Source organism: Pseudomonas sp. A214 (assembly GCF_900156295.1).
Taxonomy (GTDB): domain Bacteria; phylum Pseudomonadota; class Gammaproteobacteria; order Pseudomonadales; family Pseudomonadaceae; genus Aquipseudomonas; species Aquipseudomonas rhizophila.
The window spans coordinates 4,835,869-4,857,942 of the sequence record NZ_LT707062.1 but is presented as its reverse complement, the minus strand read 5'-3'; the positions used below and the strand labels follow the sequence as shown (position 1 = coordinate 4,857,942).

Genomic DNA, 22,074 nt, shown 5'->3' with positions numbered 1-22,074 from the left:
CGCTTGGTCGATGAACAACGGTCTATAGACACTGTAGAACCCTGTGGGAGCCGAGCTTGCTCGCGATGACGGCGGTACATTCAGTATGGATGCATGCTGACAGACCGCTATCGCGAGCAAGCTCGGCTCCCACAGGTTCTTCCACAGATTCTGTTTCAGGATGAGGGCTCAAACTTTTTTGCTTGGATCGTGCCAAAAACCCGCTGCAGGCCCTGCGCCATGACGTATTGAGTGCGCTACACTGCGCCGCTTGTGCAAATCGAAGAGTTTGAAGGACAACCATGACGTTCAAGGCCCCGGACAGCCTCGCCGAGCAAATCGCCCATCACCTGGCCGAGCGCATCATTCGTGGTGAAATGAAGCCGGGCGAGCGCATCCAGGAGCAGAAGGTCACGCTGGCGCTCAACGTGAGTCGCGGTTCGGTCCGTGAGGCTTTGCTGATACTGGAGCGCCGGCATCTGATCGCGATCCTGCCTCGCCGTGGTGCACACGTCACCGAATTGAGCGAACACAAGGTGCGCAGCCTCTGTGCGCTGATGAGCGAGCTGTACATCCTGCTGGGCAACGCCGTGGCTCATGGCTGGCAGGAACAGGCCGACATGGCGCCGTTCATCGAGATCCAGCAGCGTCTTCAGGACGCCTTCGCGCGCCAGGACATCCGCACCTTCGTCGATGAAAGTTTCAGCGTGATGCGCGCCGCGTATCCCTTCGCCAACAACCCGTACTTGCAGGAAACCGTCGAGAACCTGCAACCGGCCATGAGCCGCGCCTACTTCCTGGCCCTGGAACAACGCAAGGCCGAGATGAGCGAATTCCTCGACCTGTTCCAGCGCTTGCTGACCGCCGTGCTGGCCCGTGATTTGCCGCAGATCCGCATCGTGCTGACGGCTTATGCCCAGCGCAGTTGCGATCTGGTGGTTTCTGCCCTGACGGCGGCCTGAACGTGCGGCTCAAATGCATCAAACTGGCGGGGTTCAAATCCTTCGTCGACCCGACCACGGTGAACTTCCCCAGTAACATGGCGGCGGTGGTCGGGCCCAACGGTTGCGGCAAGTCGAACATCATCGACGCCGTACGCTGGGTGATGGGCGAGAGCTCGGCCAAGAACCTGCGCGGCGAGTCGATGACCGACGTCATCTTCAACGGCTCCACCAGTCGCAAACCGGTGAGCCAGGCGAGCATCGAGCTGGTGTTCGACAATTCCGACGGCACCCTGATTGGCGAGTACGCGGCCTACGCGGAAATCTCCATTCGCCGCAAAGTGACCCGCGACAGCCAGAACAGTTATTTCCTCAACGGCGCCAAGTGCCGACGTCGCGATATCACCGATATTTTCCTCGGCACCGGCCTCGGCCCGCGCAGCTATTCGATCATCGAGCAGGGCATGATCTCCAAGCTGATCGAGGCCAAGCCCGAAGACCTGCGCAACTTCATCGAAGAAGCCGCCGGCATCTCCAAGTACAAGGAGCGGCGGCGCGAGACCGAAAACCGCATCCGTCGCACCCACGAAAACCTGGCCCGCCTGACCGACCTGCGCGAAGAGCTCGAACGCCAGCTCGAGCGCTTGCACCGCCAGGCCGAAGCCGCCAAGAAATATCAGGAATACAAAGGCGAAGAACGTCAGCTCAAGGCCCAGCTTTCGGCCCTGCGCTGGCAGGCGCTGAACGAGCAGGTCGGCCAGCGCGAGGCGATCATTGGCAATCAGGAAGTCAGCTTTGAAGCCCTGGTGGCCGAGCAGCGCAATGCCGACGCCGCCATCGAGCGCCTGCGTGACGGCCACCACGACCTGTCCGAACGCTTCAACCTGGTGCAAGGGCGCTTCTATTCGGTGGGTGGCGACATCGCCCGGGTCGAACAGAGCATCCAGCACGGTCAGCAACGGCTGCGCCAGCTGCAGGATGATTTGAAAGAGGCCGAGCGCGCGCGCCTGGAAACCGAATCCCACCTGGGCCACGACCGCACGTTGCTGCTGACCCTGGGCGAAGAACTGGACCGGCTCACGCCCGAGCAGGAACTCACCAGCGCCGCCGCCGAAGAGGCTGCCGCCGCCCTGGAAGAAGCCGAGCTGAGCATGCATGGCTGGCAAGAGCAGTGGGACAGTTTCAACCTGAGCTCTGCCGAGCCGCGGCGTCAGGCCGAAGTCCAGCAGTCGCGCATCCAGCAACTGGAAGCCAGCATGGAACGCCTGGCCGAGCGTCAGCGCCGTTTGGCCGAAGAGCGCGCCTTGCTCGCGGCGGACCCTGAAGACGCGGCGATTGTCGATCTGAGCGAACAACTGGCTGCCAGCGAAGCCACCCTTGAAGACTTGCAAGCCAGCGAAGATGCCCAGGTCGAGCGGCTCGAGCAACTGCGCCAGGCCTTGCAACTGGCCCTGCAGAATCAGCAGCAGGCCCAGGGTGAATTGCAGCGCCTCAATGGCCGTCTGGCTTCGCTGGAGGCCTTGCAGCAAGCGGCGCTGGACCCCGGCACCGGCGCTGCCGAATGGCTGCGCGACCAGCATCTGGCCGAGCGTCCGCGACTGGCCGAAGGCCTGAAGGTCGATGCCGGTTGGGAACTGGCGGTGGAAACCGTGCTGGGCGCCGATCTGCAAGCGGTGCTGGTGGATGACTTCGCAGGCTTCGATCTGTCGGGCTTCACTCAGGGCGATCTGCGCCTGCTCAGCCCGCCTGGCGATGGCGTGCGGATGCCGGGCAGCTTGCTGGATAAAGTCGAGGCCCAGGTCGACCTGTCTCCCTGGTTGGGGCAGGTGAAACCGGTGGACAGCCTTGAACAGGCCTTGGCCCTGCGCGGACAACTGGCGGCCGGGGAAAGCCTGATCAGCCGGGACGGCTATTGGGTCGGTCGGCATTTCCTGCGGGTGCGCCGGGCCAGCGAAGCCGAGAGCGGCATGCTTGCCCGAGGCCAGGAAATCCAGCGCCTGAGCGCCGAGCGTGAAGAACGCGAAGCGAGCGTCGAAGCCCTGGAAACCGAATTACAGAATCTGCGGGCGCAACAGCGCCAGCAGGAGAATGGTCGCGAACACTTGCGTCGGTTGTTGCAGGACGAAGCACGCCAGCAGGGCGAGCTCAAGGCGCAGTTGTCCGCCGGCAAGGCCAAGGTTGAACAACTGGCCTTGCGCCGCACGCGCCTTGAGGAAGAAATCGCCGAGCTGGGCGAGCAGCGGGCGCTGGAGCATGAGCAGATCGGTGAAGCGCGCCTGCAACTGCAGGAAGCCCTCGATGCCATGGCCGTGGACACCGAGCAGCGCGAGTTGCTGCTGGCTCAGCGCGACAGTCTGCGCGAACGCCTCGACCGGGTGCGCCAGGATGCCCGCCAGCATAAGGATCACGCCCATCAGTTGGCGGTGCGCCTGGGCTCGCTCAAGGCCCAGTACGATTCCACGCGCCAAGCGTTGGAGCGGCTGGAAATGCAGTCCGAACGCCTGACCGAAAAGCGCGAGCAATTGAGCCTGAACCTGGAGGAGGGCGAAGCGCCGCTGGAAGAGTTGCGCCTCAAACTCGAAGAGTTGCTCGACAAGCGCATGAGCGTTGATGAAGAACTCAAGACTGCGCAAATTGCCCTGGAAGATGCCGACCGCGAACTGCGCGACGCCGAAAAGCGTCGTAGCCAGGCCGAACAGCAATCCCAGCTGATCCGCAGCCAGATGGAACAGCAACGCATGGAATGGCAGGCCCTGACGGTGCGCCGCAAAGCCTTGCAGGACCAATTGCTGGAAGACGGCTACGACCTCGACGGCGTGCTCGCCACGTTGGTGGCCGGGGCCAACGAGAAAGACGCCGAAGAAGAGCTGGAACGCATCGCCGCGCGCATTCAGCGTCTGGGCGCTATCAACCTGGCGGCCATCGACGAGTACCAGCAGCAGTCCGAGCGCAAGCGCTATCTGGATGCCCAGAACGACGATCTGGTGGAAGCGTTGCAGACCCTGGAAAACGTCATCCGCAAGATCGACAAGGAAACCCGTAATCGCTTCAAGGATACCTTTGATCAGATCAACGGCGGTTTGCAGGCACTTTTCCCGAAAGTTTTCGGTGGCGGCAGCGCTTACTTGGAACTGACGGGCGAAGATTTACTCGATACAGGGGTGACCATCATGGCGCGTCCCCCGGGCAAGAAGAACAGCACCATCCATTTGCTCTCCGGGGGTGAAAAAGCGCTGACGGCATTGGCCCTGGTTTTTGCCATTTTCAAATTGAACCCGGCGCCGTTCTGCATGCTCGATGAGGTGGACGCGCCGCTGGACGACGCCAACGTGGGGCGTTATGCGCGGCTGGTAAAAGAGATGTCTGAGACTGTGCAGTTCATCTACATCACCCACAACAAGATCGCCATGGAAATGGCCGACCAGTTGATGGGCGTGACCATGCATGAGCCGGGTTGCTCGCGTCTGGTGGCCGTGGATGTGGAGGAGGCGATGGCGATGGTGGACGCGTGAAACACTGCTTGTAGGGCATCTATTTAGGATGCTGTAGGATTTTTATGAGCCTTGGGCTTGTCGTTCAATTCACAGAATGGCGCAAGCCTACGCGACAGACGGTGTAAAGTTATCTTTGGTCGTGCTAGTTTAATGTCAATTTTTCGTATGCGTGGGCAAAACGCCATTCAGAACATAGAGTTGGCGCCACGTTTTAAAGCGGTTTGCACATAGCTAAGCCCCTTATTTTTCAGCATTTTTATAGAGGCACGGGATTACATGGAAATCGGTCTGCGCGAGTGGCTGATCGTCATCGGCATTATTGTCATTGCCGGTATTCTTTTCGACGGCTGGCGCCGCATGCGCGGCGGCAAGGGGAAACTCAAGTTTCGTCTCGACCGCAGCCTGTCGAACCTGCCGGATGACGATGGCAATGCCGAGCTGTTGGGCCCGCCCCGGGTGCTGGATACCCATAAGGAGCCGCAACTGGATGAGCACGACCTGCCGTCGATGAGCGCGCCAGTGCGCGAGCCACGGGAAACGGGTTCCAAGCGCGGCAAGCGCAACAGCGAACCGTCCCAGGGCGACCTGAACCTCAATCTCGACCTGGACGGCGGCCCGAGCTTCAGCAGCCGCGACGACGACTTCCCGGACGAGAACAAACCCGTGCGCGGCGACAAGGACCAGGCCCAGGCCGAGGAAGTGCTGGTGATCAGCGTGATCTGCCGCGACCCGGCCGGCTTCAAGGGCCCGGCGCTGTTGCAGAACATCCTGGAGAGCGGCCTGCGTTTTGGCGAGATGGACATTTTCCACCGCCATGAAAGCATGGCCGGCAACGGCGAGGTGCTGTTCTCCATGGCCAACGCGGTCAAGCCAGGCGTGTTCGACCTGGACGACATCGACCATTTCAGCACCCCGGCGGTGAGCTTCTTCCTTGGCCTGCCCGGCCCGCGTCATCCCAAGCAGGCCTTTGACGTGATGGTGGCCGCGGCGCGCAAGCTGTCCCAGGAACTCAACGGTGAGCTGAAGGACGACCAGCGCAGCGTGCTGACCGCCCAGACCATCGAACACTACCGCCAGCGCATCGTCGAATTCGAACGCCGGGCGCTGACCCAGAAGCGCTAAAGTCGGCAGAATTTTTCTGGCTGAAGGGCTTTTGTGGCGAGGGGATTTATCCCCGCTGGGCTGCGCAGCAGCCCTAAATCCTGGCCCCTTGGCCTTATCAGCTAGTTGAGTCGTTAGCTTTGGGACTGCTTCGCAGCCCAGCGGGGATAAATCCCCTCGCCACAGGTTGTATGTTCGGCGGGCTCAGGTCCGACTGCCGATGATTTCAAAAAATTGAGCAGCCTAGGCTGCTCTTTTGCTTTATGAGAGAACATCCATGACTGCCGTCCAAACCCGCATCCAACAGCTGCGTACCGAGCTGGATCAGCACAACTACCGCTACCACGTCCTCGACGAACCGAGCATCCCGGACGCCGAGTACGACCGCCTGTTCCATGAGCTCAAGGCCCTGGAAGAGCAGCATCCGGAGCTGGTGACCAGCGACTCCCCGACCCAGCGTGTCGGCAGTGTTGCACTGTCGGCCTTCAGCCAAGTCCGCCACGAAATCCCGATGCTCAGCCTGGGTAACGCCTTCGACGAAACCACCATGCGCGAATTCGACCGCCGGGTGACCGAAGGCCTCGACCTGCCCATGGGCGACTTGCTGGGCGGTGGCGCTGCGGTGGAGTACAGCTGTGAGCCGAAGCTCGACGGCCTGGCGGTCAGCCTGCTGTACCAGGACGGCCTGCTGGTGCGCGGCGCCACGCGCGGCGACGGCACCACCGGCGAAGACATCAGCGTTAACGTGCGCACGGTGCGCAACATCCCCCTCAAGCTGCAGGGCAGTGGCTGGCCGCCGGTGCTGGAAGTGCGCGGCGAGGTGTACATGTCCAAGGCCGGCTTCGAACGTCTCAACGCCACGCAACTGGAGGCGGGCGGCAAGACCTTCGCCAACCCGCGCAACGCGGCCGCGGGCAGCCTGCGCCAGCTGGATTCGAAGATCACCGCCAATCGTCCGCTGGAATTCTGCTGTTACGGCATCGGCCAGGTGACGGCGGACATTGCCGACACCCACATCGGCAATCTCAAGCAGCTCAAGGCCTGGGGCTTGCCCATCAGTCGCGAACTGAAACTGGCCCACGGCATCGACGAGTGCCTGGATTACTACCGCGACATCGGCGAGCGGCGTAACGCACTGCCATATGAAATCGACGGCGTGGTGTTCAAGGTCAACAGCATCGCCTCCCAGCGCGAACTGGGTTTCCGCGCCCGGGAACCGCGCTGGGCCATCGCCCATAAATTCCCGGCCAGCGAAGAACTCACCGAACTGTTGGACGTCGAGTTCCAGGTCGGCCGCACCGGCGCCGTGACACCCGTGGCGCGGCTCAAGCCGGTCAAGGTAGCCGGTGTGACCGTGGCCAACGCCACGCTGCACAACATGGACGAAGTGGCGCGCCTGGGCCTGATGATCGGCGACACGGTGATTATCCGCCGCGCCGGTGATGTGATCCCGCAAGTGGTGCAAGTGGTCACCGAGCGTCGCCCGGAAAACGCCCGTCCCGTTGAAATCCCGCAACAGTGCCCGGTGTGTGGCTCCCATGTGGAGCGTACGCAACTGGTCAAGCGCAGCAAGGGTCGTGAAACCATCAGCGAAGGCGCGGTGTACCGCTGCGTTGGTCGTCTGGCCTGTGGTGCGCAGCTCAAGCAGGCAATCATTCATTTCGTGTCGCGCCGGGCCATGGACATCGAAGGCCTGGGCGAGAAGAGCGTCGAACAGTTGGTGGACGAGGGGCTGGTGGGCTCGCCTGCGGATCTGTATGCCCTGACCTTCGAGCAAGTGGTCGACCTGGAAGGCTTCGCCGAACTGTCGAGCAAGAACCTGTTGGCGGCCATCGTCGACAGCAAGAAGCCGAGCCTGGCGCGCTTCATCTACGCCCTCGGCATCCCGGACGTGGGCGAGGAAACCGCCAAGGTCCTGGCCCGCTCCCTCGGCTCACTGGAGCGTGTGCAAGCGGCCTTGCCGCAAGTGCTCACGTACTTGCCGGACGTCGGCCTGGAAGTGGCCCACGAGATCCACAGCTTCTTCGAAGACTCGCACAACCGCCAGGTGATCGAGGGCTTGCTGCGCCATGGCCTGGATATCCAGGACCAGGGCGAACTGGGCGCCGAGTTCTCCGCCAGCACCACCCTGGGCGGTTTCCTGGACAAGCTGAACATTCCCTCGGTCGGGCCGGGCGGGGCGCAGAAGCTGGCGGACAAGTTCGGTTCGCTCGAAGCGGTGATGAACGCCGACTGGCTGGACATGCGCCAGGCCCTGCCGGAAAAACAGGCCAACGCCGTGCGCGAGTTCTTCGCCATCGCCGCCAACCGCCAACAAGCCGAAGCCGCCGAGAAGCAACTGCAGGCCTTCGGCATGCACTGGCAGAGCGAGAAAAAAGTCGTCGAAGGTTTGCCCGAAGCCGGGCACACCTGGGTGCTGACCGGATCGCTGGAGTTGATGAGCCGCGATGTCGCCAAGGACAAACTGGAAAGCCTGGGGGCCAAGGTGGCCGGTTCCGTGTCGGCGAAAACCCATTGCGTCGTCGCCGGGCCGGGGGCCGGGTCGAAACTGACCAAGGCCAATGAGCTGGGGCTCAAGGTGCTGGATGAAGAAGCGTTTGTGGCGTTCTTGAGTCAGCACGGCATTACGGTTTAGTCATGTCGCCAGGAAACTCGGACCCATTGTGGCGAGGGGATTTATCCCCGCTAGGCTGCGCAGCAGCCCTAAAATCTGCCATCTCGGTCTGTCTGGCTGATTGAGTCGACAGGATTGGGGCCGCTGCGCGGCCCAGCGGGGATAAATCCCCTCGCCACAGGGTTATGTGGCGAGTCGGCTAGCGCGGGTCGACGTTATCCAGTGCCCGATTCGCCAGCAACCCTCCCAGCTCGATCAACTGCTGAATACCCAGCGCCACATGCCGCCGCGAACCCTCCAGCTCGAACGCCAGATCACTGATCATGGCATCGGCCGAAGCCAGGGTTTCACTGAGGTTGGCGAGCAGGCATTCGGTGTCGATGCCGTTGATCACGGTGAAGAGCTGAGCGGGTGCGGGATCAGCTTCCGGCGTTTCCGGTTTTGGCTTCAGGTAGAAGTCGAGGGCGCGCTCGGCGGCTTCGTCGAGTTTTTAGCGGCGGCGGTTTTGTGCGGGGATGTTGGATCGGTGTCCGGTGGGTTGGGGGTTGCTTTGAACATGGTGACGCTCCTATGGGATGGAGCCACCAAGGCCTGTCGCTAAACAGAAATGGTGGCGGCTGCACGCAGGTTAGCGAACCGGTCATAGGCACCCGGCAGACTCGAAGGTCTCCCACATACAGCCGCCATAACGTCATTGCAGTTAGACCTGCAACGAAGCATGGGCCGCTTATGCACCTAGAATGATCCGGGTCGCTAAACCCGATCGCTGATTCGTCAGCGACCCGGAAACGATAAAGTCCGGCCCATAGGCGCACAAGCCGGCGGATTCTGGCGCAGTTGTAGGCAATGGCGCAAGGCGGGGTAGCCCGGCCCGGCAGCGTCCTACACAATGCTCACAATCTTCGGATGATTCGCACGCTCCTGGGAACGATCACGCACAGGAGGGGATCTAGTCTTGCAGGCCCCCGGAGATCACCATGTACCGCTTCTTCGAGCAACTGAGTTCACGCATCGCCGCGCCCTTTACGGGCGATCGCTCGCGTAACAGCAAGATCTGGCCGTGTCGCTGCGGCCAGTCGCTGTTTTTTCGCAACAGCCAGTGCCTGGCCTGCCAGGCGGTGTTGGGCTATCAGCCCGAGCAAAGCCGTTTGTCGTCCCTGCAACCCGGCGAGCAGCCTGGCACCTGGACCCTGGATGCCGACCCACAAGCCGGGTTGTTTCGCCGTTGCGCCAACCTCGACACGCCGGCGGCCTGCAATTGGCTGCTGCCGGCCAATGGGCACGACACCTTGTGCATCGCCTGCAGCTTGAATCGCACCATTCCCGACCTGTCGATCCCGGAAAACCCCGAACGCTGGTGCAAGGTCGAAACCGCCAAGCGGCGGCTGGTGGCGCAATTGATCACCCTCGGTTTGCCTGTCATCCCGAAAACCGTCAGTGAAAGTGAGGGGCTGGCCTTCGATTTCATCGGCGTCGACCTCGATGGCACGCCTCCGACCACCGGCCACGCCAGCGGGTTGGTCACGCTTGACATCAAAGAGGCCGACGATGCCCACCGCGAGCATGTGCGCCAGCAGATGCGCGAGCCGTATCGCACTTTGCTCGGGCATTTTCGTCATGAGGTGGGGCACTACTACTGGGACCGGTTGATCGCCAACAGCCATTGGCTCGATGCATTTCGCGAGCAGTTTGGTGACGAGCGGGCCAGCTATTGCGATGCCCTGGAGCGTCACTATCAGCAAGGCGCGCCGCTGGACTGGCAAACCCACTACGTCAGCGCCTACGCCACCATGCATCCTTGGGAAGACTGGGCGGAAACCTGGGCGCATTACCTGCATATGATGGACGCGGTGGACACGGCCCTGGGTTTTGGCATGAGCGCCGGGGAAATGGATTTCGACTACCAGCCGTTCCCGCCCGAGACCTTGTTCGACCCTGAACATACGGGGGGCGTGGCCTTTCTTTCGTTCGTCAACGCCTGGATCGAACTGGCCGGCATGCTCAACGAACTGTCGCGCAGCATGGGCCAACCGGATTTCTACCCGTTCGTCGTACCCGCCGCGGTGATCACCAAGCTGCATTTCATCCATCTGGTGATTCAGGAGGAGGGCGGCCGGGCTGACGAGGTGCTGCTGTAACCGCCGACTTGTGGGAGCAAGCTTTGTTCTCACAGGCAAGTGCTTGAACATCTTCAGTTTTTTAATCCGGCGCGAACGGTTGTAACTTCTCGTCAGATAGGTACAATGGCGCGGCTCGCCGTCAGGCGGGCGTCGTTATGGTGACCCCATCGGTCCCCCCGCAACGATTACCCGTGAACCTGGTCAGATCCGGAAGGAAGCAGCCACAGCGGGAACATTGTGTGCCGGGGTGTGGCTGGTGGGGTTGCCTCCATAACGCCCAGGCCTTCGTTCGCAAGGTTTGTCGAATTTTCTTATCTACTTTGTTTGTTGATCGATTACCGGTCGATATTTTCTGCTGCCTGATGGAAAGCAAAGAGCTCCAGTGCGTTGCTGCGCAGTGGGGCTTTTTGACTGGAGGGGGCAAAGGATTTGCGTACGGGCCTTTGCAGTGCTCATTCTCGATATCGCACCAATAGTATGATAATTTTGCGTGAGTCGATCATTTTCCCGGAGGCTCATCATGGGTACCGTTCGAAAAACCATCACCGTCACCGACCAACAAGACGGCTGGATCAAGGCTCAGATCGAAGCGGGTCACTACACCAATGATAGCGAATACATTCGCGATCTGATTCGGCGCGAGCAGGAGCGTAGCGCTGAACTTGAGGCTATCCGGTCCGCCCTGAAAGAGGGTGAATCCAGTGGAAAACCTCAACCATTCGATCCCGATGCGTTCAAGAAGAGAATGCTGACAGCGCATGGCTGAATACCGCCTTACACCTGCCGCCGAGCGTGATCTTGAAATTGTCTGGACCTATACCGCCCAACGATGGGGCGTGGCGCAGGCCAATCGATACGTTGATACCATCATTGCGGCGTTTTCTGAACTGGCGCAGCAGCCTAAGATAGCTCCAGCCTGTGACCATGTTCGAACTGGTTATCGCCGACGTAGTGTCGAACGACACATGATTTACTTTCGGATCACGGCTTATGGGATTGCGGTGATTCGTGTCTTGCATGATCGGATGGATACACTTCGGAATTTGTGACAGTAGCCTTTCAATAGAGCCGGACAGCGAACAAGCAAAAAAGCCAAAGAGGAACCCGATCCGTCGCACACCGACAGCCCGGACTCCTCTTTTTTCATGCCTGCTTCAAGGCTTCGACAGTGCCTGGTCTACCGCCGCAATCAGCTTCCCCAGATCCTTCGCGGTGGCTCTGTGTATGACACCAAACAGGTACGCTCGCTGTTCGTCCTCATCGTCCATGTCGGCAAAAAATGCTTTGAGCTGCACATCCAGTTTGTCGGCAAGCAAGACCAAGGTTTCCATGCTCGGGGTGTAGGTGCCGGTTTCGAAGCGGCTGATGGTTTTGGGGTCAAAACCGGTTTTTTCGCCAAGTTCAGCCTGAGTAAGCCCCGCTACTTTGCGATAGCGTCTGATGGCCGGACCCAAACTTGAAATTTGCATCGCTTAATTCCCATTTAGAATCAAGAACTTAACGATAGATTTTTGCATTAGGCAACCGCATGATCCATCACCTTGCTTTGCAAAATGTGATGTGTTTCGTAGAATCGGCCTTTGGCACGGGCATTTGGTGACCTGCTTCAGAAGCCTGGATGTGCGAAAAAGGCGAGCCTTGCGTTTTCTTGTTGTACACAAGGCGACGCTTGGCGCCTTCAGGTAGCACCGCCACGGCCCGCGCTCCAGCGTATCTCAAGGTGTTTGAGCCTAGTTGATTTTTCGCCTGTCCTGGGGCGGTGCAACCGCGCGCGACAAATGAGCCTGACTCATGGATGACTGCTTCGATGGATAAGAAGTACCGCAGAGCCGTTGACGCCGCCGCGATTTTTTCTGAAACCGATCTGAGCGGGCGCATTACCTACGTCAACGACCAGTTCTGTAAGCTTTTTGGCTACCCGCGCGATGAGCTGTTGGGGGCTAACCATCGCCTGATCAACTCCGGCCAACACCCGGACGAGTTCTTCAGCGCCATGTGGCGCACCATCGCCCTGGGGCAGGTCTGGAAGGGTGAGATCTGCAACCGGGCCAAGGACGGTACGCTGCATTGGGTCGATACCACTCTGGTGCCGGTGATCGACGATGCGACCGGTCAGATCGAGCGCTATCTGGCGATTCGTTTTGATGTCAGCGAGAAGCGTCAGTTGTTGCATTCGCTGCAATGGCGGGTCGGTCACGACGTGTTGACCGGGTTGCCCAACCGCACCTACCTGTCCGACCTGCTGGATCAGGCCCTGGAATTTTCCAGGGCGCAGAGCTTGCCCCTGGCGGTGTGCATGCTTGACCTGGATGGCTTCAAGGCTGTGAACGACGGCCACGGCCATGCCAGTGGTGACCAGTTGCTGGTGGAGGTCGCCCGGCGTCTGCGCAGCATCGTGCGGGGGGAGGATGTGGTGGCGCGGTTGGCCGGCGATGAGTTTGTGCTGGTACTGCGCCATGTATGCGGGCTTGAGGAATTGCATGCCGCGTTGAACCGGGTGCTGATTGCCGTCTCCATGCCGTATGCCATTGATGGGAAGGCCATCAAGGTTTTCGCCAGCATTGGCGTCACCCTGTTTCCCGGTGACAACGAAGACGCCGATACCTTGTTGCGCCACGCCGACCAGGCGATGTACGTGGCCAAGCAGAGCGGCCGCAATCGCTTTCATTTGTTCGACGTGTCCCGGGACCAGGAAGTGCGGGCCACTTACCAGACCGTCGAGCGGGTGCGGCAGGCCATGGCCGGCAACGAATTGCGCCTGCATTTTCAGCCCAAGGTCAACATGCGCCATGGCGCGGTGGTGGGGCTCGAGGCGCTGCTGCGCTGGAAACACCCCCAACGGGGCCTGGTACCGCCCCGGGAGTTCCTGCCGCTGGTGGAGGAAACCGACCTGATCGTCGAGATCGGTGAGTGGGTCATGGAGCAGGTGCTGATTCAGTTGCAGCAATGGCAGCACGCGGGGCAAGTCTGGCCGGTGAGCATCAATATCTCGGCGCGGCATTTCCAGCGGGCAGATTTCGTCGAGCGGTTGCGGCAGGTGCTGCAACGGCACCCGGCGGTGTCGCCGCGCATGCTGGATCTGCAGATCGTTGAATCCTTGGCGGTGGAAAACCTTGCCCACGTCAGCGCCTGTCTCCAGGCGTGCCAGGCCTTGGGCGTGGGGTTTTCCCTGGGCGGTTTCGGCACGGGATACTGTTCGCTCAATGACCTCAAACACCTGCGCACGCAGACCATCAAGATCGACAAGACCTTTGTCCGCGACATACTCAATGACCGCGATGATCTGGCGCTGACCGAAGCGGTCATCGGTTTGGCTAGGGCGTTTGGGCGCCAGGTGGTGGCGGAGGGGCTGGACAGCCTGGAGCATGGTCAATTGCTGCTGCGCCTGGGCTGCGAAGTGGCCCAAGGCTATTTCATCGCCCGACCCATGCCACCCGACCAGGTGCCTGGCTGGGTGAAAGGATTTGTTTCGCCGCCGCAATGGCAGCATCAGTCGGACGTTCAGGGCGAATCGGATCCGGCTTGCGGCGACTCTTTATGTCCGGTGTAGGACTGGATGATCGCGTCGATTTCCCCCGACGTTTTCATCTTCAATAAGGTGCGCAGAATGCGTTGGGCCGGAATGTTTTGATCATCGCGTACATAACAGCCCAGCCCGCGCTCCTGGAGAACCGCCACGGCACGCAGTTGCCGGTCTGGGGGATGTCGTTGATTGAACCAGTCCAGCGCCCATTGATTGCTCACCGCGTAGCGATAGCGCCCGGCCAGAAGCTTGGCCAGGACTTGTTCCTGGCTGCGTGCATCGTCACGTCGCAGATGCCCGCCGTCGAATAACGGCTGCAAGGTCGGGTAGGTATAGCTGAGGACGGTCCCGACCGGCTGGTGGGGCAGGGTGGCGGGCGTCACCACCTTGGGGGAGCTGGCCGTGCCCACCAGCACGTCGCGCTGGAAAAACAGCGGGACGCTCCACAGGTAATTGCCCCCCGTATCCTTTACCCACTCGGGGGTGACATAACACCGTACGTCGACTTCGCCGTGGTTCATGGCATTGTCCAGCCGGGCGCGGGCCAGCACATGAAACTGCGCCGGCATCCCCACCTGGGCCGCCAGGCGGGTCATTACGTCGGGGATGATACCCTGGATCGGGCGACCTTCTTCAGTCTGCACCATGGGCATGGCCCAGCTATCGGTAATGGCGAAACGCAACGGAATCTCGCCAGCAAAACACCCTGAACCCAATAACAGCAAAGCCCCCATGGCCGAACGCATAAACTCTCCTGATGGTGCAAAATCCTGTCGGCAACCAGGCCCCTGACCCAAGCTTAGACAGATTAGACGAGTACACCGGATGCAATTTCGCCCCTGCTCCGCTAGCATTAGCCGCTTCTGCTTCCCAGTGGCGATGGTTTTCGATGAGTTATCAGGTTCTTGCACGTAAATGGCGTCCGCGCTCGTTCCGCGAAATGGTCGGCCAGACCCATGTGCTCAAGGCCCTGATCAATGCCTTGGACAGCCAGCGGCTGCATCACGCCTACCTGTTCACCGGCACGCGCGGCGTCGGCAAGACGACCATCGCGCGGATCATCGCCAAGTGCCTGAACTGTGAAACCGGTATTACCTCGACGCCGTGTGGCGAGTGCTCGGTATGCCGGGAAATCGACGAAGGCCGTTTCGTCGACCTGATCGAGATCGACGCCGCCAGCCGCACCAAGGTCGAAGACACCCGTGAACTGCTCGACAACGTGCAGTACGCGCCAAGCCGTGGGCGCTTCAAGGTCTACCTGATCGACGAAGTGCACATGCTTTCCAGCCATTCCTTCAATGCGCTGCTCAAGACCCTCGAGGAGCCGCCGCCCTACGTCAAGTTCATCCTGGCGACCACCGACCCGCAGAAGCTTCCTGCAACGATTTTGTCCCGCTGCCTGCAGTTCTCCCTCAAGAACATGACCCCGGAGCGGGTGGTCGAGCATCTGACCCACGTGTTGGGTGTCGAGAACGTACCGTTCGAAGACGATGCGCTGTGGCTGCTGGGTCGCGCCGCCGATGGTTCGATGCGTGACGCCATGAGCCTGACCGACCAGGCCATTGCCTTTGGTGAAGGCAAGGTCATGGCCGCCGATGTGCGGGCCATGCTTGGCACCCTCGACCACGGCCAGGTCTACGACGTGTTGCATGCGCTGATCGACGGTGACGCCAAGGCGTTGCTCGAAGCGGTGCGTCACCTGGCCGAGCAGGGGCCGGACTGGAATGGCGTGCTTTCGGAAATTCTCAACGTGTTGCACCGTGTCGCCATCGCCCAGGCTTTGCCCGAGGGTGTCGACAACGGTCATGGCGACCGCGATCGGGTGCTGGCACTGGCTCAGGCGCTGCCGGCCGAAGACGTGCAGTTCTACTACCAGATGGGGCTGATCGGTCGGCGCGACCTACCCCTGGCGCCGGATCCGCGCGGTGGTTTCGAAATGGTGCTGCTGCGAATGCTCGCGTTCCGGCCAGCCGACACGGACAACGCCCCGAGGCAACCGCTAAAGCCAGTGGGGATCAGCCAGGCCACAGCTGATTCCGCCAAGCCAGTGGCTGCCGCGCCCGTCGTTGCGCCGGCAGTGGCCTCTGCCCCGGCAGCGGTTGAGCAACCGGCCCCGGTGCCTGTCGTCGCGGCGCCTGAGCCCGAGCCTGTCGTCGAGGCGTTGCCGCAGCCGGTCGCTGAAGAAGTGGTCGACCTGCCCTGGAACGACCCGGTCGAGACCCAGGTCGTCCAGCAGCCTGCCGTGGAACCGGTGCTGGAAACCGTCGCCGAGCAACCCGAGTTGCCACCGATGCCTATGCCCACGCCCGACAGCGTGGTACCCGACGCGCCCGAGTGGGTGGCTGCACCGTTGCCTGAGCCCACGGTGGCGGACGTTGATGTCGCCACGCCAGGCATGGACCTGGATGATGAGCCGCCACTGGACGAGGATTACATCGAGCCGGACATGGATTCGGCCTACAGCTATCTGGATGAACTGGCCAGCGAGCACGCCGCCGAGCCGGCCCCGGAGCCCGAGCCTGAACCGGCGGCGATGCCGGCTACCGGGCTGGCCCTGCAATGGCTGGAGCTGTTCCCGAACCTGCCGATTACCGGCATGACCGGCAGCATTGCCGCCAACTGCACGCTGATCTCCGTGGAGGGCGACCACTGGCTGCTGCACCTGGACCCGGCCCACAGCGCGCTGTTCAACGCCACGCAGCAGCGCCGTCTCAACGATGCACTGAACCAGTATCACCAGCGCACGCTGACGCTGAGCATTGAGCTGATCAAGCCTGAGCAGGAGACGCCGGCCCAGGCTGCGTCCCGCCGCCGTGCCGACCGTCAGCGCGAAGCCGAGGAGTCGATCCACGGTGATCCGTTCATCCAGCAAATGATGCAACAGTTCGGTGCCGTGGTCCGTCACGATACTATCGAACCTGTCGAGGCCCCGGTGACCCAGGGCTCATAACTGAAAGCGTCAGGCCGAACGGGCCGGGCGCGGTGTTTATCCAAGTACTTTCGAGGTGATTCCCATGATGAAAGGTGGCATGGCCGGCCTGATGAAGCAGGCGCAGCAGATGCAGGAAAAAATGGCCAAGATGCAGGAAGAACTGGCCAACGCCGAAGTCACCGGCAAGTCCGGCGGCGACATGGTGACCGTGGTCATGACCGGTCGCCACGACATCAAGCGTGTCAGCATCGACCCGAGCGTGGTCGAAGGCCTGAGCGAAGACGACAAGGAAATGCTCGAAGCCCTGTTCGCCGCCGCCGTCAATGACGCAGTGCGCAAGATCGAAGCCAACAGCCAGGACAAAATGTCCGGCATGACCGCTGGCATGCAACTGCCGCCGGGCATGAAACTGCCGTTCTGACTCGCCATCCCGATCGGGATGGGCTACATACAATGCCAGGCATCGCGCCTGGCATTTTTGTTTGTGTCACAAGGCGAGTGCGCTAGAAACTTTACCTGTGGGAGCAAGGCTTGCCCGCGATGGACGATGACGTGCCGCTGCGACGAACCGAGGCGTCTGCATCGCGGGCAAGCCTTGCTCCCACCAGTACCCACTGAACAAACATCGAACGCCGCCCAGCCGGCAATGGTCTGCTTCCTGTAAGTGCCACTCAACGATCAAGGAGACGCTTCCATGTCACAAGCATCGACCACCCACCAGCGCATCGTCCTCGCCTCCCGCCCCACAGGTGCTCCCACCCCGGACAACTTCCGTCTGGAGCAGGTGACGTTGCCGGAGCTGCAGGAGGGGCAGATCCTGCTCAAGACGCTGTTTCTCTCATTGGACCCTTACATGCGCGGACGGATGAGCGACGCACCTTCCTACGCCGCGCCGGTGGAAATCGATGAGGTGATGACCGGTGGTGCTGTCAGCCGGGTCGAGCGTTCTATGCATCCGAAGTTTCAGGAGGGGGATCTGGTGGTGGGCGCTACGGGGTGGCAGAGCCACACTGTCAGCGATGGCCGCAATGTCATTCCGATCCCGTCCGGGCTGCCCAGCCCGTCGATGGCGCTGGGTGTGCTGGGCATGCCGGGCATGACCGCGTACATGGGCTTGATGGAGATCGGTCAGCCCAAGGCCGGGGAAACCCTGGTGGTCGCGGCAGCCTCGGGCGCAGTCGGCTCGGTGGTCGGCCAGGTGGCGAAGATCAAGGGCCTGCGGGTGGTCGGTGTGGCCGGCGGCCCCGAGAAATGCAAGTACGTGGTCGACGAGTTGGGGTTCGACGCCTGTGTCGATCACAAGCGCGATGACTTTGCCGAGGCACTGGCCCGGGCTTGCGCCAAGGGCATCGACATCTATTACGAAAACGTCGGTGGCAAGGTGTTCGACGCCGTGGTGCCGCTGCTCAACGCCAAGGCGCGCATTCCCCTCTGTGGCCTGATCGCGTCCTATAACGAGCATGAAGCCCCTAGCGGCCCGGATCGCTTGCCGCAATTGCAGCGCACCTTGCTGACCAAGCGCGTGCGGATCCAGGGGTTTATCGTGTTCGACGATTTCAGTGGTCGTCAGCCGGAGTTCATCAGCGCCATGGCGCCTTGGGTGCGTGACGGCAAGGTCAAGTTCCGCGAAGACGTGGTCGATGGCCTTGAGAATGCACCACAGGCCTTTATCGGCCTGCTGGAAGGGCGCAACTTCGGCAAGCTGGTGGTGCGGGTGGCGCAGGATTGAGTATTTGACGCTAATCGGAGGCGCGGGTATAAACCGCGTCTCGTTGTTATGTCGGACATTTCCTCCATGAGCTTCAGCCCTTTGATTCGCCAACTGATCGACGCCCTGCGAACTTTGCCGGGTGTGGGTCAGAAAACTGCTCAGCGCATGGCGTTGCAATTGCTTGAGCGTGATCGCAGCGGCGGTTCGCGTCTGGCTCTGGCCCTGAGCCAGGCCATGGAAGGGGTAGGGCATTGCCGCTTATGCCGCACCCTCACTGAAGACGACCTCTGCCCGCAATGCGCCGACCCGCGTCGGGACGACAGCCTGCTATGCGTCGTGGAAGGACCCATGGATGTGTACGCCGTGGAGCAGACCGGTTTTCGCGGCCGTTATTTCGTGCTCAAGGGGCATTTGTCTCCGCTCGACGGCCTGGGGCCGGAAGCCATCGGCATTCCGCAACTGATGGCGCGGATCGAAGAGGCCGGGACTTTCACCGAAGTCATCCTCGCCACCAACCCGACGGTCGAAGGCGAAGCCACCGCCCACTACATCGCGCAATTGCTCAACAACAAGGGCCTGATCGCCTCACGCATCGCTCATGGCGTGCCGCTGGGCGGCGAGCTGGAACTGGTGGACGGCGGGACGCTGGCGCATTCGTTTGCCGGGCGCAAACCGATCGCTTTATAACTGCCACGAATAACCCTGTGGGAGCGAGCCTGCTCGCGATAGCGGCAGATCAGCCACCATTGATGTCGGCTGACACACCACTATCGCGAGCAGGCTCGCTCCCACATGGGGTGTGTGTGCTATTGACGGGCGTTACCTTTCGCTCAACGAAAACTGCGTCAGGCAGAACGTCGGTATCCCCATGTCTTCCAGGCGCTGCGAGCCAAGCAACTCCGGCAGGTCGATGATCGCCGCGGCCTCGTGGACCTTGGCGCCCATGCGGCGGATCAGGTTGGCGGCGGCGATCAGCGTGCCGCCGGTGGCGATCAGGTCATCGAACATCACCACCGAATCACCCTCGCACAGGCTGTCGGCGTGAACTTCAAGGAAGGCTTCGCCGTATTCGGTCTGGTAACCCTCGGCCAGCACATCCGCCGGCAGCTTGCCTTGCTTGCGAAACAGCACCAAGGGCTTGTTCAACTGATAAGCCAGGATTGAGCCGATCAGGAAGCCTCGCGCATCCATCGCGCCGATGTGGGTGAACTCGGCCTCGACATAACGATGGGCGAAGCTGTCCATCACCAGCCGCAACGCGGTGGGGGACTGGAACAGTGGGGTAATGTCGCGAAAGATCACGCCCGGCTTGGGGAAATCGATCACGGGGCGGATCAGGGATTTGATATCGAAGGAGTCGAAGACCATCGTCTAGGTGTCCTGGCAGGCTGCAAACGCCGGAGTATAGCGCGGCAAGGCGAACCTGGGCCGCGCGCATGCTCATCAGCCGTCGATCGAGCCACCCGCCAGGGCGCAGAGCTGGATCGGGTCGAGAATATGGATCTCCTTGCCTTCGGCGGCGATCAACTCGTTCTGTTGGAAACGGGTGAATACCCGGGACACGGTCTCCACCGCCAGGCCCAGGTAGTTGCCGATTTCGTTACGCGACATGCTCAGGCGGAACTGGTTGGCCGAAAACCCGCGAGCGCGGAAACGTGCCGAGAGGTTGACCAGGAACGTGGCGATGCGTTCGTCGGCGGTTTTCTTCGAGAGCAGCAGCATCATTTGCTGATCGTCGCGGATCTCCCGGCTCATGACTCGCATCAACTGACGACGCAGTTGCGGCAGTTGCAAGGCCAGTTCGTCCAGGCGATCGAAGGGGATCTCGCACACAGAGGTGGTTTCCAGCGCCTGGGCCGAGACCGGATGGGTTTCGGTGTCCATGCCCGACAGACCCACCAGCTCGCTGGGCAGGTGGAAGCCGGTGAGCTGTTCTTCGCCGCCATCGCTCAGATTGAAGGTTTTCAAGGCGCCCGAGCGCACGGCATAGACGGAATCGAAGGTGTCGCCCTGGCGAAACAGGAATTCTCCTTTTTTCAACGGTCGGCCCCGTTTAACGATGTCGTCCAGCGCGTCCATATCCTCCAGATTCAATGAAAGTGGCAGGCAGAGCGGAGCCAGGCTGCAATCCTTGCAATGGGCCTGGTTGTGGGCGCGCAGTTTGACTGGCTCGGACATTTCTTAAATCCTTGTGGGAAACACACATAAGCCGTAAGGGTAACTCAGCTAAGGTACTCCGGCCAGTGGGCTTTCATCGTCAAATTGTCGCGCTCAGATGACTCGGGAGAAGCGCTGTCGGTTGTGTCCTTCCAGATAGGCATCAAAGACCATGCACACCGAGCGCACCAGCAGGCGCCCGGCGGGCAGTACCTTGATGTGGCTGCTGTCCAATTCGATCAGGCCGTCCGCGGCCATCTCTTGCAGTTGTGGCCACAACGGTGCGAAGTAACCGCGAAAATCGATGTTGAACGTTTGTTCGATGTCGGTGAATAGCAGATTGAAATGGCAGATCAACTGCTGGATCACGGCGCGCCGCAGCCGATCGTCGGCATTGCACAGCAGCCCGCGACTGGTCGCCAGTTGACCGTCGGCCAGGGTGTTCTGGTAATGGTTCAGGTCGCTGCTGTTCTGGCAGTACAAATCGCCGATCTGGCTGATGGCTGACACGCCAAGGCCGATCAGGTCGCAGTGACCATGGGTGGTATAGCCCTGGAAGTTGCGTTGCAGGGTGGCGTCTTCCTGGGCAATCGCCAGTTCGTCGTCGGGCAGGGCGAAGTGGTCCATGCCGATATAGCGATAACCCGCCGCGGTCAGTTGTTCGATGGTGCCTTGCAGCATCGCTAGTTTCTGCGCCGGGTTGGGCAGGTCCTGGCTGTTGATGCGGCGTTGGGGCATGAAGCGTTCCGGCAAGTGGGCGTAGTTGAACACCGAAAGCCGGTCCGGCTGCAGCTGGATGACTTCCTGGACCGTGCGGGCGAAATTTTCCGGGGTCTGTTTGGGCAGCCCGTAGATCAGGTCGATGTTGATCGAACGGAACTGCAAGGTCCGGGCGGCTTCGATCACCGCGCGGGTTTCTTCCAGGCTTTGCAGGCGGTTGACGGCGCGCTGCACGGCCGGGTCAAGGTCCTGCAGGCCGATGCTGACGCGGTTAAAACCCAGTTCCCGCAACAGGCCCATGGTGGACCAGTCGGCTTCCCGGGGATCGATTTCGATCCCGTAGTCGCCGGAATCGTCCTCCAGCAGGTTGAAGTGTTGGCGCAACCTGGCCATCAACTGGCGCAGTTCGTCATGGTTGAGGAACGTCGGGGTGCCGCCGCCCAGGTGCAATTGTTCTACGCGCTGGGCCGGGTCGAGGTGGCAGCCGATCAGCTGGATTTCCTGTTCCAAGCGTTGCAGATAGGCGTGGGCGCGGCCACGGTCCTTGGTGATGACTTTGTTGCAGGCGCAGTAGTAGCAAATGTTCGCGCAGAACGGCACATGCACATACAACGACAGTGGCCTCAAGGCTTTGCGGCTGTCGCGCAGGGCGTGGAGCAGGTCGAAGGTCCCCACCTGGCTGCCAAATTGCGCCGCGGTCGGATACGAGGTGTAGCGGGGCCCCGCCAGGTCGTAACGGTGGATCAGGTTTGAGTCCCAACGAATGGCGTCGAGCATGCGGG

The 22,074-nt window shown here is 61.2% G+C and carries 17 protein-coding genes, 1 other RNA gene and 1 pseudogene; 13 read left to right on the top strand and 6 right to left on the bottom strand.

The features are described 5' to 3' along the window. The first annotated feature begins 281 nt into the window (after positions 1-281). From BW979_RS21665 to ligA, 4 genes are all read left to right on the top strand, one after another. A complete protein-coding gene (locus tag BW979_RS21665) occupies positions 282-941 on the top strand; it encodes a GntR family transcriptional regulator (protein ID WP_047227164.1) in 660 nt (219 codons plus the stop codon). A gap of 2 nt (positions 942-943) precedes the next feature. Next, the gene (gene smc, locus BW979_RS21660) at positions 944-4,432 is read left to right on the top strand and encodes a chromosome segregation protein SMC (protein WP_047227165.1); all 3,489 of its coding nucleotides are present in this window, start codon (positions 944-946) and stop codon (positions 4,430-4,432) included. A 258-nt stretch (positions 4,433-4,690) separates the two neighbouring features. Further along, on the top strand, positions 4,691-5,536 hold the full coding sequence (gene zipA, locus BW979_RS21655; RefSeq protein ID WP_047227166.1) for a cell division protein ZipA: 846 nt from the start codon (positions 4,691-4,693) through the stop codon (positions 5,534-5,536). Positions 5,537-5,792: 256 nt separating this feature from the next. Beyond that, a complete protein-coding gene (gene ligA, locus BW979_RS21650; protein ID WP_076385642.1) occupies positions 5,793-8,150 on the top strand; it encodes an NAD-dependent DNA ligase LigA in 2,358 nt (785 codons plus the stop codon). Positions 8,151-8,328: 178 nt separating this feature from the next. On the opposite strand, the pseudogene BW979_RS21645 reads toward ligA, so the two are convergent. Then, positions 8,329-8,687, bottom strand: a pseudogene (locus tag BW979_RS21645) (DUF6124 family protein). A 419-nt stretch (positions 8,688-9,106) separates the two neighbouring features. Between BW979_RS21645 and BW979_RS21640 the strand changes: the two are divergent. From BW979_RS21640 to BW979_RS21625, 4 genes are all read left to right on the top strand, one after another. Continuing rightward, positions 9,107-10,267, top strand: coding sequence for a zinc-binding metallopeptidase family protein (locus BW979_RS21640; RefSeq protein ID WP_047227169.1), 1,161 nt, complete (start codon positions 9,107-9,109; stop codon positions 10,265-10,267). Positions 10,268-10,414: 147 nt separating this feature from the next. Beyond that, positions 10,415-10,511: signal recognition particle sRNA small type (gene ffs / locus BW979_RS21635), an RNA gene on the top strand. A gap of 258 nt (positions 10,512-10,769) precedes the next feature. Beyond that, positions 10,770-11,015 carry a type II toxin-antitoxin system ParD family antitoxin gene (locus BW979_RS21630; protein ID WP_047227170.1) on the top strand — a complete coding sequence of 82 codons (246 nt, stop codon included), beginning with the start codon at positions 10,770-10,772 and terminating at the stop codon, positions 11,013-11,015. Then, entirely contained in the window at positions 11,008-11,298 is a 291-nt protein-coding gene (locus BW979_RS21625) for a type II toxin-antitoxin system RelE/ParE family toxin (RefSeq protein WP_076385640.1), read from the top strand. Before BW979_RS21630 ends, BW979_RS21625 begins: the two co-directional genes overlap by 8 nt. Before the next feature lie 105 nt (positions 11,299-11,403). Here the strand turns inward: BW979_RS21625 and BW979_RS21620 are convergent, their stop codons facing one another. Continuing rightward, the gene (locus tag BW979_RS21620) at positions 11,404-11,718 is read right to left on the bottom strand and encodes a helix-turn-helix domain-containing protein (RefSeq protein WP_076385638.1); all 315 of its coding nucleotides are present in this window, start codon (positions 11,716-11,718) and stop codon (positions 11,404-11,406) included. A 338-nt stretch (positions 11,719-12,056) separates the two neighbouring features. Between BW979_RS21620 and BW979_RS21615 the strand changes: the two genes are divergently transcribed. Continuing rightward, a complete protein-coding gene (locus BW979_RS21615; RefSeq protein ID WP_076385636.1) occupies positions 12,057-13,799 on the top strand; it encodes a putative bifunctional diguanylate cyclase/phosphodiesterase in 1,743 nt (580 codons plus the stop codon). Here BW979_RS21615 and BW979_RS21610 read toward each other — a convergent pair. Then, positions 13,751-14,518, bottom strand: coding sequence for a substrate-binding periplasmic protein (locus tag BW979_RS21610; protein ID WP_076385634.1), 768 nt, complete (start codon positions 14,516-14,518; stop codon positions 13,751-13,753). The genes BW979_RS21615 and BW979_RS21610 overlap by 49 nt on opposite strands. Positions 14,519-14,661: 143 nt before the next feature. Between BW979_RS21610 and dnaX the strand changes: the two genes are divergently transcribed. The 4 genes from dnaX to recR all read left to right on the top strand — a co-directional run bounded on the left by dnaX (position 14,662) and on the right by recR (position 19,102). Next, positions 14,662-16,722: a DNA polymerase III subunit gamma/tau gene (gene dnaX / locus BW979_RS21605; protein ID WP_076385632.1), complete on the top strand. Its 2,061-nt coding sequence runs from the start codon at positions 14,662-14,664 to the stop codon at positions 16,720-16,722. Between the two features lie 64 nt (positions 16,723-16,786). Further along, positions 16,787-17,125, top strand: coding sequence for a YbaB/EbfC family nucleoid-associated protein (locus BW979_RS21600; RefSeq protein ID WP_003183512.1), 339 nt, complete (start codon positions 16,787-16,789; stop codon positions 17,123-17,125). A 273-nt stretch (positions 17,126-17,398) separates the two neighbouring features. Beyond that, positions 17,399-18,433: an NADP-dependent oxidoreductase gene (locus BW979_RS21595; protein ID WP_076385630.1), complete on the top strand. Its 1,035-nt coding sequence runs from the start codon at positions 17,399-17,401 to the stop codon at positions 18,431-18,433. A 66-nt stretch (positions 18,434-18,499) separates the two neighbouring features. Further along, entirely contained in the window at positions 18,500-19,102 is a 603-nt protein-coding gene (gene recR / locus BW979_RS21590) for a recombination mediator RecR (protein ID WP_047227281.1), read from the top strand. Between the two features lie 132 nt (positions 19,103-19,234). On the opposite strand, the gene BW979_RS21585 is transcribed toward recR, so the two are convergent. The 3 genes from BW979_RS21585 to hemN all read right to left on the bottom strand — a co-directional run bounded on the left by BW979_RS21585 (position 19,235) and on the right by hemN (position 22,069). Beyond that, positions 19,235-19,783, bottom strand: a complete 549-nt coding sequence (locus BW979_RS21585; protein WP_041020481.1) for an adenine phosphoribosyltransferase — start codon at positions 19,781-19,783, stop codon at positions 19,235-19,237. A 75-nt stretch (positions 19,784-19,858) separates the two neighbouring features. Then, entirely contained in the window at positions 19,859-20,593 is a 735-nt protein-coding gene (gene fnr / locus BW979_RS21580) for a fumarate/nitrate reduction transcriptional regulator Fnr (protein ID WP_047227176.1), read from the bottom strand. A 93-nt stretch (positions 20,594-20,686) separates the two neighbouring features. Then, entirely contained in the window at positions 20,687-22,069 is a 1,383-nt protein-coding gene (hemN, locus tag BW979_RS21575; protein WP_047227177.1) for an oxygen-independent coproporphyrinogen III oxidase, read from the bottom strand. Positions 22,070-22,074 lie beyond the last annotated feature (5 nt).

What these genes read in the sequence shown, in the direction of transcription:
- BW979_RS21620 (WP_076385638.1), bottom strand. Translation starts at nt 11,718, where the DNA reads ATGCAAATTTCAAGTTTGGGTCCGGCCATCAGACGCTATCGCAAAGTA.
- BW979_RS21630 (WP_047227170.1), top strand. Translation starts at nt 10,770, where the DNA reads ATGGGTACCGTTCGAAAAACCATCACCGTCACCGACCAACAAGACGGC.
- BW979_RS21665 (WP_047227164.1), top strand. Translation starts at nt 282, where the DNA reads ATGACGTTCAAGGCCCCGGACAGCCTCGCCGAGCAAATCGCCCATCAC.
- hemN (WP_047227177.1), bottom strand. Translation starts at nt 22,069, where the DNA reads ATGCTCGACGCCATTCGTTGGGACTCAAACCTGATCCACCGTTACGAC.
- zipA (WP_047227166.1), top strand. Translation starts at nt 4,691, where the DNA reads ATGGAAATCGGTCTGCGCGAGTGGCTGATCGTCATCGGCATTATTGTC.
- BW979_RS21585 (WP_041020481.1), bottom strand. Translation starts at nt 19,783, where the DNA reads ATGGTCTTCGACTCCTTCGATATCAAATCCCTGATCCGCCCCGTGATC.
- ligA (WP_076385642.1), top strand. Translation starts at nt 5,793, where the DNA reads ATGACTGCCGTCCAAACCCGCATCCAACAGCTGCGTACCGAGCTGGAT.
- BW979_RS21610 (WP_076385634.1), bottom strand. Translation starts at nt 14,518, where the DNA reads ATGCGTTCGGCCATGGGGGCTTTGCTGTTATTGGGTTCAGGGTGTTTT.
- BW979_RS21600 (WP_003183512.1), top strand. Translation starts at nt 16,787, where the DNA reads ATGATGAAAGGTGGCATGGCCGGCCTGATGAAGCAGGCGCAGCAGATG.
- BW979_RS21625 (WP_076385640.1), top strand. Translation starts at nt 11,008, where the DNA reads ATGGCTGAATACCGCCTTACACCTGCCGCCGAGCGTGATCTTGAAATT.
- fnr (WP_047227176.1), bottom strand. Translation starts at nt 20,593, where the DNA reads ATGTCCGAGCCAGTCAAACTGCGCGCCCACAACCAGGCCCATTGCAAG.
- dnaX (WP_076385632.1), top strand. Translation starts at nt 14,662, where the DNA reads ATGAGTTATCAGGTTCTTGCACGTAAATGGCGTCCGCGCTCGTTCCGC.
- BW979_RS21595 (WP_076385630.1), top strand. Translation starts at nt 17,399, where the DNA reads ATGTCACAAGCATCGACCACCCACCAGCGCATCGTCCTCGCCTCCCGC.
- recR (WP_047227281.1), top strand. Translation starts at nt 18,500, where the DNA reads ATGAGCTTCAGCCCTTTGATTCGCCAACTGATCGACGCCCTGCGAACT.
- BW979_RS21640 (WP_047227169.1), top strand. Translation starts at nt 9,107, where the DNA reads ATGTACCGCTTCTTCGAGCAACTGAGTTCACGCATCGCCGCGCCCTTT.
- BW979_RS21615 (WP_076385636.1), top strand. Translation starts at nt 12,057, where the DNA reads ATGGATAAGAAGTACCGCAGAGCCGTTGACGCCGCCGCGATTTTTTCT.